This window comes from Flavobacterium sharifuzzamanii (assembly GCF_003254585.1).
In the GTDB taxonomy this organism is placed as follows: Bacteria; Bacteroidota; Bacteroidia; order Flavobacteriales; family Flavobacteriaceae; genus Flavobacterium; species Flavobacterium sharifuzzamanii.
In genome coordinates this window covers 167,649-180,375 of sequence record NZ_QJGZ01000034.1, presented here as the reverse complement: position 1 = coordinate 180,375, position 12,727 = coordinate 167,649, and the positions used below count along the sequence as shown (strand labels likewise).

The 12,727-nt window shown below is 39.2% G+C and carries 2 protein-coding genes; both read left to right on the top strand.

Annotation, left to right across the window (positions count from 1 at the left end):
• The first annotated feature begins 40 nt into the window (after positions 1–40).
• On the top strand, positions 41–1,102 hold the full coding sequence (locus DMA14_RS04830) for a BamA/TamA family outer membrane protein (protein WP_111423574.1): 1,062 nt from the start codon (positions 41–43) through the stop codon (positions 1,100–1,102).
• Positions 1,103–1,515: 413 nt separating this feature from the next.
• Positions 1,516–12,720, top strand: a complete 11,205-nt coding sequence (locus DMA14_RS04825; RefSeq protein ID WP_111423572.1) for a PKD domain-containing protein — start codon at positions 1,516–1,518, stop codon at positions 12,718–12,720.
• Positions 12,721–12,727: the final 7 nt, after the last annotated feature.

Here is a 12,727-nt window from a genome sequence, read left to right as displayed (position 1 = left end):
TTTCTGCGCCAATATAAGTTTCACCAAATAAATTTATTCCATGAGGCATTTTCTATTCTTTTTCCTTTTTACTGTCTTTATACATTCTACTTTCGGACAAAAAAACGTCGATTCTATTCCGAAAAAAGAGAAAAAAATTGAACTGCGAGTAATGCCTTATTTGAGTTATAATCGAAACCTTGATTTTATGTTTGGCGCAATTCCGATGGCAATGTATAAATTGAATCATGCCGATACTATTTCGCCTAAATCATTGTCTGGAATGACAGCTATATACACAACCAACAAATCTTATATCTTGGCTCTCTTTAACAGATGGTATTTGAATGAAGATAAATGGCGAGTGAAGTTCTTCTTTCTTACCGGAAATCAGAATTCGCAGTTTTATGTTGACGATATTGACCAACCTGATTTCTACGATTATGGAACCAAAACAACTGTATTGAGTTTTGGAGGCCAGCGCAAAATTGTTGGAAAATTTTATGGCGGTTTGTCATATACCTATGCGCATTATAATACGGTTTATGAAGATAACATCTCTCCTTCCTCTGTATCGCATAGTAATGCTCTAGTGGTAAATTTACTCTACGACACAAGAGATGCTGTTTATTATCCGACAAAGGGATACAAAATTAAATTGGACTGGTCTACCTATCCTGATTTTTTAGATAATGAATTGGCCTCTAACCGAATATCCTTTCAGGCCAATAGATATATTCCTACTAGAGACAATAAAGATGTTATTGCAGCTCGAATCTTTGGAAAATTTGGCCTTGGAAATGTGGCATTTGAACAGCAGAGTACTATTGGTGGAACAGATATTCGCGGTTATTCTGAAGGAAAATATAGAGGTGCCGGATTAATGGATATTCAAGGCGAATACCGCTATAACTTTGGAAAAAAAATGGGTTTGGTAGGCTTTTTTGGTATTGCAACAATTTACGGTTCTGACACTCCAAGCTTTGATTGGAAAATGTACCCTGGAGGTGGCGTTGGCTATCGATACAATCCATTCAAAAAATCAAAATTTAATGTTGGTTTAGACGGTGCAGTTGGTAAAGGAGATTGGGGAGTTTATTTTAGAATTGGGGAGGCTTTTTAATTTTTAGAGGAAAAGATTTAATAATAAAGGCTGTCAAAAAAGACAGCCTTTTGTTATTTTCTTATCATCTGCATTCCACTTCAAAATCTGGACGTTTTCTGCTACTTTTAAAATTAGATTTATTATAAAAATTTTACTCCACTATAACTTTTTTATAAAAATAAGCCTAAATTCTCTGTTGCAACAAAAGCCTTCTGATTGTATTATATAGCATTTTGTTGTTTCAAAACCTGTTTTTTTTGTTTCATTTTATAATCTGCAACATAGAAAAAAACAATATAAACTTATCTTTCTTTAAATTTGAGTATCCCCAAAAATATTCAAAATCTTAACTACGATTAATGCTCAAAATCAATTTATTAATTTAAGGTAGTTATAAATTTGCTGTGCTGCCTTTTCATTCCTGATTGCTTATGGCACAATTTTATTTTTCTTGGAGAACTTGCACTTTATCAAAAAAACTAGTTTTTGCTGCATTGGTAATTTTTCTTACTACTTTTCAATCAAATGCACAAAACTGTACTGTAAACGCCGGAGTATTGAATACAACTATTTGCGCAACCGATGCAATGGTTTTAACTGGAAATAACCCGAGTCCGATTATTGGCACAGTCAAATGGACTCAAATCTCTGGTCCAGCAGTAACTATTAATTCACCAACAAGTCCAAGCACAACCGTTTCTGGTTATACAGGAGGAAATACTTATATTTTTAGATATAGCGCAACCTGCAGTGATGGTATTATATCTTATCAGGATAAAGTGGTTAATGTTAAACCTATAACCATGGCCAATGCTGGTGCCAATATTGCAAGCTGTCCTAATAATAATGGAACGTTAGCTATTATTGCAAACACTCCCCAAAATACAGGAGAGATAGGACATTGGGAAATTGTAGGCGCAAATAATGCTGGGGTTGTAATTAATTTTCCAAATTTAGCCACCTCAACAATTAGCCTCCCTGAAACAAGCTGTGGTGTTACAACACTTCAATGGGTTATTGAAGGACCAGAATATGCACCTGGACAGCGTTGCAGAACCACTTCTCAAATAACGGTAACTAATTATGGAGGAGTAAAACCTGTTTCAGCAGGTCCAGATCAGACTTTAAGCAATTGTTATACAACAACCCAATCAACCAATTTAAATGCCACTTACGGCGGCTGCGGACTTAACGGACAAAACGGACAGTGGACATTTGTAAGCGGTCCTAATACACCCGTTATAAGCAATCCAAATGCTAATAATACGGGAATTTCAAATTTGGTTCAGGGAACCTACACATTCCGATGGACAGTAACGGGGCCTTGTGCTTCTGGAAATGATACCGTTGTAATTACTGTACCTCCAGCAACTCAAGATGTAACACAGCTTCCTGGCGGAGACGAAAACATATTCTTCTGCGACAATACTATAAATCAGGTTACTCTGATTGCGCAAACTCCTCTATATGCAGGCGAAACTGTGGCTTGGTCACAAGTCTCTGGCGATAGTGGCGCTGTAATTGTTTCGCCAACGAACCCAACTACATTGGTAACCAATATTTTTCAGGGAGGAGATCCATACCGTTTCCGTTACACCCTTACAAATAACAATACGGGTTGTGTTTTTACTAAAGATTATATCGTACAATATAATGGTCCAACCAGAACTATTTTAGCAAATGATGGAAAAGATATCGTAGGAAGCTGTAATGCAACTGTATTTACAATTCCGCTTGCTGTAACTGGAACAGGTTCTAACCAATATCGCATTGTTAGCGGGCCTCCACTCTCTCCTTTGGCCCCATTTCCTACTGCCATGACTGATGTTGGAAATTCATTAACCTTAACACTTACTGCTCCAGGAGAATATACGGTCGAATTTGTTCGAAAACAGACTGGTGCATTAACTGTTGAATGCGATTATGGCTTTGACACTCTTGGTATTTTGGTTTCTGGAGATCCTACTCCATCTAACGCGGGAACCGATGTCAGTCTTCCTTGCGGAGATACCAGTACTGTTCTTTCTGGTGTCAGTACAGATGACGGTCTGCATTTTTGGAGTCAGCTTAGCGGTCCTAATACTGCAACAATTGCTGACAATTTTGCTGTAGATACGCCAGTTAGCAATCTTATTTCGGGTACTTATGTTTTCCAATATATCACAAAAGGTGGCGGTGCTACCTGTGGATTTTCTGTAGCTACAGTTACTGTTTATGTTTCAGACAGTACAATAAGTAATGTAGAGGCTGGAAACGATCAAGTCGTTTGCGCAAGTTCTCAGGTACCACTAGAGGCTGTTCCGCCTGCAAATGGTGAAATGGGAACTTGGAGTCAAGTTTCAGGCCCCGATACAGTTACATTTTCAGATGTGAATGATCCGAATGCCATTGCATCTGGTTTTGCGACAGCGAATGCTTCTTACGAATTGCAATGGACAGTTTCTTATTCGCACCCTGGCCCGTCCTGTGGTGCGGCAGTTTCTGACACGGTAACTATTAGTACAAATAATAATCAAGCACCTACAACATCAGATGCAGGTCCAAATGCCTGCTATACTTCTGGCACAACTACTTTTAACCTTAGCGGAAATAGTCCAGCATTTGGGGAATATGGAATTTGGTCAGTGCAGCCCTCAGCTGGAGTCGTCTTTAATGACGTAGAAGATCCCAATACGATGGTAACCGTTCCAGGAAACGGAACTTATGTTTTTACATGGTCCATTAGTTCGAGACTAAGAACCTGTATTCCTAGCCAAAGCAGTGTATCCGTAACAGTTGCAGAAACTCCACCAGTTGCCTCAGCTGGTCCAGACCAAGAAATTTGTGGCACTACAATTACTATGGCTGCTACGCAAAGCGGTGGATCAATAGGTACATGGTCAAGAATTTCAGGTGTTGGAAATTATACTATAAGTGATATTCATGATCCAAATGCTGTTTTTACCTTTTCATACAGTGGATATTACATCTTTAGATGGACAGTCGATGCTGGCATCTGCGGCCAGGCATTTGATGATATTAATCTGACCATCGGTCTTCCGCCTCATCAGGCCAATGCAGGGCCAGATCAAAATATTTGCAACAACAGTACTGTAACCATGGCAGGAAGCTCCTATGACAGTTTTTTTGAGCTTGGACAATGGTCTGTACTTACAGGTTCGCCTAATCAGCCTACAATTGTAGACCCTTCAAATCCGAATACTGCAATTAATGGGCTTATAGCAGGAACATATACTTTCAGATGGACTATAACTGCAAAAAGTATCTTTTTATGCCAAGGCAGTTTTGATGATGTAGTCGTTGTAGTTGATCCTGCCGCAAACGCAGGAGTTGACCAAACTTATTGTGACGTTACCAGTGTGCAGCTTGTTGCCAATGAGAATTCAACAGGAATATGGTCACTAACCAGTACAACAGGAAATCCTAATGATGTTATAATCACACAATCGCCTTCAAATAGTTATATTGCTAACGCAACGGTAGTTCCTGGAAATGATTATATTTTTACATTTACTACCAATAGCACTACATTTCCAAATGGCGGTACATGTAATGGGACTTCAGATTCTGTAAATGTTACTATTTTTAATGGCGCCAGTATTGACCCAGATGCGGGGCCAGACCAAACATTATGTATTAGTGATGTTGGCGGTGTCGCCACAATGAGCGGAAATATTCCTCCGCCCGATGTTACAACATTTCAATGGAGATTTGTTTATCAGCCAGCAGGAAGCGTTGCGGTTATTGACACTCCCACAGCGCCTTTAACAACCGTTTCAAATTTAACTGTTCCTGGTCTTTATATTCTGGAATGGGTATTTATGAGCAACAATTGCCGAACTCTTTCTGATATTGTCAGAATAGAAATGAATGCACCGCCAAGCGCTGCAAATGCAGGCCCTGACGATACCGTTGCCTGCCAAACCACTTATAAAACTGCTGCGGTTCCTCCAACTGTAGGTATAGGTACATGGACATTTTTCTCTCAGCCTCCTGGAGGAAATGCTGTAATTGACAATCCAAATAGTCCTGTTACTACTTTATCAAATATTAACGTTTTAGGCACTTACATCTTAACATGGACAGTTAGCAACGGACCATTTACTAATCCTTCATTATGCCAGCCTACTTCAGACCAAGTAGAAATAACTTTCAATGATGTTCCACCATCTGTAGCTAATGCAGGTCCAGATCAAGAGCTCTGTGATGTAAATACTGCTACCATGAATGCTGCCCCAGTGACATCAGGAGTTGGAGAATGGACTATGGTTTCTGGTCCAAATACAGCTGGAATAGGATCCCCAAACAATGAAAATTCTCTAATGCTTGGTCTAATACCGGGTACTTATGAATTTAAATGGACAGTCACTACAGCCGCTTCAACGAGTTGCATATCTGAAGATACTGTCTTGGTGACCATATATGACCAACCTTCAACCGCCAATGCAGGGCCTGATCAAATTAGACCTCAATTTTCATCTATTAATATGAATGCGGTTGCTCCAACAGTTGGAACCGGAAGCTGGATTCAAACCGCAGGTCCTAGTACAATAGGCTTTACAGATCCTACCAGCCCTACTACAGCTGTAACTGGAACAATTCCTGGCATTTATACACTTCAGTGGAATGTAACAAATGGAAATTGTGCCGTTTCATCAGATTCAATGAATCTTACAATACGTGCCGTAGCCGATCTTGAATTAACTAAAACTGTAACGCCAACAACTGGTAGTGCTGGCGATGTGGTAACTTTTAACATAAATGTATTTAATAATAATGCATTGGGAGGATCTTCTACTGCTACCAATGTTGCCATACGCGACTTTATTCCGCTTGGTTTTGCGCTTGTTGCTGGATCTGTTACTTCTGCAGGAGTTTATAATGTTGGAGACAATACAATTACTTGGAGCGGTATAACAATTCCAAGCGGAAGCATTTTAAGTTTATCATTCAAAGCTACAATATTACCCTCAGGAGGATCTTATGTCAATACAGCAGAGGTTATCGCATCTGACCAATTTGATCCTGATAGCACGCCAAACAATCAAAATCCAGCAGAAGATGATCAGGATAGTGCTACAGTATTTCTAGATGTAGCCGATTTATCTCTTCGTAAAACGGTTTCTCCTAATACTGTAAGTATAAACGACAATGTTATTTTTACAATTTCTGTAACGAATAGCGGACCAAATAATGCGAGCGGAATAACGGTTTCAGACAAACTGCCTCCAGGATACACTTATGTGAGTGATAATGGAGCCGGAAAATACAATAGCCTTACAGGAATATGGGATGTTGGCAATTTGAATAATGGAAACACACTTTCTTTACAGATTACCGCTAAAGTAAATGTCGTAACATCAATGAATGATTATTTTAATACGGCAGAAATTCAGACCGCACATCAGTTCGACCCAGATAGCACGCCAGGAAATGGCCTGCCCGAAGATGACATATCAACAGCTTCTGTTTCTTTAAAACAAGCTGATTTGGAGCTTACTAAATCTGTAACTCCAACCTCAGCAGCAGCAGGCGAACAGGTTACTTTCACGATTAATGTCGTTAACAATGGCCCAGGAAATGCAACGGGAGTCGGCGTAAAAGATGTTATCCCTGTAGGTTATACACTTATTCCGGGATCAGTATCTGCTGGAGGCACCTATCAAGTAGCCACTGCTACACTTGAATGGAGAAATCTAGTATTGCCTGCAAACTCAAATATTGATCTTACTTTTAATGCTTTTGTTAATCCTTTGGGAAGCTATCAGAATGTCGCTCAAGTTATAACCAGCGATTTACCAGACCCTGACAGTGTCCCTAATAACAATATTGCTTCTGAAGATGATCAAGATGATGCTGAAATCACTTTTATCGGCCCTTCTGCCGACTTATCTTTAGTCAAAAATGTAGTTACAGGCAATACAAGTCCAGTCGTTGGAAGCCAAGTTTCGTTTGAACTTAAAATAACAAATGACGGCCCAAATAATGCAACTGGAGTGCAGGTAACTGATTTATTGCCTTCTGGCTTTCAGTACGTAAATTATAGTTCGTCTGCTGGAACATACAACAGTACTACTGGAATTTGGAATGTCGGTACAGTCGATGTTGGTGTTACAGAATCACTTATTCTGGATGCAAAAGTATTGCCAGCAGGAGATTACAAAAATATAGCGCAAGTTTCGGCAAGCAACCTTCCTGATCCAGACAGTACGCCAAATAATGATGATGGCGATCAGAGCGAAGATGATGAAGATAATGTCGTTTTAACTCCTATACCTCCAGCAGCAGATTTATCATTAACAAAAACAGTAAGCAATGCTACCCCTTTGGTTGGTTCTCTAGTAACATTTACTATTATCACTACAAACAGTGGCCCACAAGATGCTGCTCAAGTTCAAGTAACTGATTTACTGCCTTCTGGTTATACTTTTGCTACTTTTAGTGCAACAAGCGGGACATACGACAGTACAACTGGTCTTTGGACACTCGATATATTAGAAAGCAGTGAATCTGAAACATTACAGATAAATGCTATAGTTAATCCAACAGGAGATTATACCAATATAGCAGAAGTTACCAATAGTGACACTCCAGATCCTGACTCCACACCAAATAATGGAGTGCCAACAGAAGATGATTATGGAACGGCTACTACTAGTCCTGTACCGCAATCTTCTGATTTATCATTAACCAAAACAGTAAATAATCCTACGTCTTTAGTGGGGTCGCTTGCTACTTTTGAAATTGTGGTAACAAATAATGGCCCTCAAGACAACTTTGGCATTCAGGTGACAGATGTTCTTCCTTCTGGATATACATTTGCAGGATCTACCATTTCTACAGGAACTTATGATGCTGCCACAGGAATATGGACTGTTGGCAATTTAGTAACTGGTGATTCAGAAACCCTGCAGATTGTAGCAATAGTTAATCCAAGTGGAGATTACTTGAATAAAGCCGAAGTAACCGCAGCTAATCTTCCTGATCCTGACTCCACTCCAAACAATGGAATCACAACAGAAGATGATTACGCAGAAGTTACAACAGCACCTATTCCTACATCGGCAGATTTATCTTTAACTAAAACCGTAAATAATGCTACTCCACTTGTTGGTTCGCAAGTAACTTTCAGTATTGAGGTGACTAATTCAGGTCCACAGGAAGCTAACGGGGTTGCTGTTACCGATTTACTGCCTTCTGGATACACTTATGTATCCTATAGCGCGACAACAGGAAGCTATGATCCGTTAACAGGTCTTTGGACAGTTGGAAATATGCCTATTTCAGATTCTTATACTTTACAAATAACAGCTACAGTGAATGCTTCTGGAAATTATACTAATAGTGCAGAAATTACAGCAAGCAGTCAGCCTGATCCTGATTCTACTCCAAACAACGGAGTAACCACAGAAGATGATTATGCAGAAGCTACTACAGCTCCTGTTCCAACATCAGCAGATTTATCATTAACCAAAACAATCAATAACACTTCTCCACTTGTAGGTTCTCAGGTAACTTTCAGCTTACAGCTAAATAATGCCGGTCCGCAAGCCACAGATGGTGTAACGGTTACCGATTTACTGCCTTCTGGATACACTTATGTATCATATACTGCAACAGCAGGAAGTTACAATCCAGTAACAGGTTTGTGGACGGTTGGAAGTATGTCAATTGCTGCAACTCACACTTTACAAATAACAGCCATAGTGAATCCTACAGGCAATTATACAAATACTGCCGAAGTTACAGCAAGCAGCCAGCCTGATCCAGACTCTACGCCAAACAATGGAGTTATAACAGAAGACGATTATGCAACGGTAACTGTTACTCCTGTATTACAATCTTCTGACTTATCTCTGACCAAAACGGTAAACAATACAACACCGCTAGCCGGTTCGCCAGTTACGTTCACTATTGTTGTAACGAACAACGGACCGCAAGATAATTCAGGAGTTCAAATAACCGACTTGTTGCCTTCAGGATATACATATAGTGGTTTCACCCTTTCTAGAGGAACCTATAATCCGACAACAGGTCTTTGGTCAGTTGGCAACTTAGTTAATGGAGAATCTGAAACACTGCAAATTACAGCCATAGTAAATACTTCTGGCGATTATGTTAATATTGCCGAAGTAACTGCAGCCGATCTTCTAGATCCTAATTCTACCCCAAATAATGGAGTTCCTACTGAAAATGATTATGCTACAGCAACTATTGTTCCGATAGCACAATCTGCAGATCTATCATTGACCAAAACAGTAAGCAATAGTAATCCGCTAGTTGGCTCTTTAGTAACCTTTGAAGTGATTGTAACCAATAATGGACCTCAAGACACATCAGGGGTAACAGTTACAGATTTGCTTCCAAATGGTTATACATATTCTAACTTTACCATTTCTACAGGAACATATAATCCAACAACTGGATTATGGACAGTTGGTAATTTGATTAACGGAAAATCAGAAACCTTACAGATTTTAGCTCTAGTAAATCCAGTAGGAAACCATGTAAATGTGGCGGAAGTGACTGCAAGTGCGCTTCCAGATCCTGACTCAACTCCTAACAATGGGGTTGCTACAGAAGACGATTATGCAACGGCAACAGTCACTCCAAATGCTCAAGCTGCAGATTTATCTTTAACCAAGACAGTAAACAATACTACTCCATTAGTAGGATCTCTTGTTATTTTTGAAATAATTGCAACAAACAATGGTCCTCAAAATACTACTGGAGTCGAAGTAACCGATTTATTGCCTTCTGGCTATACTTTCGCTAATTACAGCGCTACAAAAGGAACTTATGATGCCACAACAGGAAAATGGATAATTGGTTCATTCTTAAATGGAGATTCACAAGTACTTCGCATAACCGCTAGCGTAAATGCTACAGGAAATTATACAAATGTGGCTGAAGTAACAGCTAGCAGTCTTCCAGATCCAAATTCAACTCCAGGCAATGGCGTTCCTACTGAAAATGATTACGGTACAGCTACCACTTCTCCTTTAGGGCAAGCGGCAGATTTATCTTTAACCAAAACAGTAAATAATGCAACGCCATTAATTGGAACTCCAGTTACATTTGAAATAGTTATAACCAATCAAGGACCGCAAAATACAACAGGTGTTGAAGTAACAGATTTGCTTCCTTCAGGATATACATTCTCTAGTTTTACAGCAACAAAAGGAACTTATAACAATACAACTGGAAAATGGACTATTGGTTCATTGATAAATGGAGATTCGCAAACCCTTCAGTTAACAGCAATTGTAAATGCTTCTGGCAATTATTTAAATACAGCCGAGGTTACCGCAAGTAGTCTTCTTGACCCTAATTCAACTCCAAACAACGGAGTCACAACCGAGGATGATTATGCAAGTGCTGCAACTGCTCCTGTTGTTCCTATGGCCGATTTATCTCTTACTAAAACTGTTGTTGGCGGAAACTTGAGCCCAATTTTTGGTGCAACAATTACATTTGAAATTACAGTAACAAATAGTGGTCCGCAAAATGCTACTGGAGTAAAAGTAATTGACATGCTCCCAAGTGGCTACGAATATGTGGTTTACAGTTCTACAGCTGGACAATATTTCGACACTACAGGAATTTGGGACATTGGAACCATTCCAAACGGAGCTTCAGAATCTTTATTAATTGGAGCAAAAGTTAATACAACTGGAAATTACCAAAATATTACTGAAGTCTATGCTTCAAATGAACTGGATCCAGATTCGACACCAAATAATAATGTAAGTAGTGAAGACGATATGGGGGCAATATTATTAACTCCTGTACCAGCAGTAGCTGACTTATCTCTTGAGAAAAAAGTAATTAATAATATACTTACCCCTGCGGTGGGATCACAGATCTCATTCTCGATTACAGTAACCAATTCGGGGCCAAGTATTGCTACAGGCGTAACTATCAAAGATGTATTGCCTTCTGGATATGATTATATTTTCTATAATTCAACTTCGGGAGCTTATAACCCTGCAACTGGTGAATGGTCTCCTGGAATTATACTGCCAGGGAATAGCCATACTTTGATTTTAAACGTTTTTGTAAAAAGTCCGACAGGTACTCCTGACGAGTACTTAAACATAGCTGAAATCATGACTGCAGATCAGCATGATCCGGACAGTACACCAGGAAATGGAATTACGACTGAAGATGATTATGATAGTATTTCAGTTACACCAGTAATTGTGATGGCAGATTTGTCTATTAAAAAAACAGCACTTAATCAGGATGCGGTTCATGATGTTGGTTCAACAGTTATTTTCACAGTCACTGTTACCAATGATGGTCCGGCAGATGCTTCTGGCGTAAGAGTTAAAGACTTGTTGCCACCTGGATTTACTTATCAGACAAGTAGCCCTACAAGTGGTTTATACAACTATATCACAGGTATTTGGAATGTCGGAAATATTGCTACCGGAACAGATCAATCGCTAGATATTTATACAACAGTGGATAAGCCAACGGGCGCAGCAGGCGAATACACAAATATAACCGAGGTTATTGCCAGTAACCTGCCCGATCCTGATTCAACTCCAAATAACGGAGTTACAACAGAAGATGATTATGACAGTTTACAAATCAAAATTGCAGTTGCCGATTTAAGTTTAGAAAAAACTGCCAGCAACAAAAACGCCAATGTAAACGAAGTCGTTACATTCACACTTCAGCTTAATAATGATGGGCCAAGCACCGCTACCGGGGTTGCTGTTGAAGACTTGATACCGCTTGGATTCAAGAATATTTCGAATATCAATAATGGTGGCATCTTCAGCAAGGATATCATTAAATGGGTGAATTTAACCGTTCCTGTAGGAGGCATAACGCTAACATACGAGGCAACTGTAGCCAAACCGCTTGGATTGGAAAGTGTAGATTATGTCAATATTGCTCAAGTAACTGCCAGTAATCAATTTGACCCAGATTCAACTCCAAATAATGATAACGGAGACCAAAGCGAAGATGATGAAGATTCTGAATTTATCAATGTTCCTTCTACAGATATAGCCATCAATAAAGAAGTCGATAAAACAGATGTTCCTATGGATACTCAGGTAACGTTTACCATAACAGCAGAAAATTTAGGCAATTTAACTGCAACAAATGTAGAAGTTCAAGATGCATTGCCTAAAGGATATTCATTAGTAAACTCAGCAGTAACTTCTGGAACTTACGATTCGAAAACAGGAATCTGGAGCATTCCAGCGATTAATAAAGGAACTATTCAAACATTAACGCTAACGGTTAAAGTTATTGATTTTAATGATTATTTGAATAATGCTCATTTGGTTAAACTAGATCAAATAGACACCAATTCGGCAAACAATCAGGATAGCGCTACCGTTTCGCCAAACTGTCTAAAAATCTATAATGAGTTTTCACCAAATGATGACGGCCAAAACGATTACTTCTATATTGACTGTATCGAAAGATATCCTAATAATCAGCTGCAAATCTTTAACCGCTGGGGTAATTTGGTTTACTACCAAAAAGGCTATAAAAACACTTGGGACGGAAAAGCAGAAGGTTCTGCTAAAACGCTTCCTGAAGGCACCTATTTCTATATTCTTGATTTAGGAGACGGATCTAAAAAAACCTCTGGATGGGTTTATCTAAAATAAAACCATC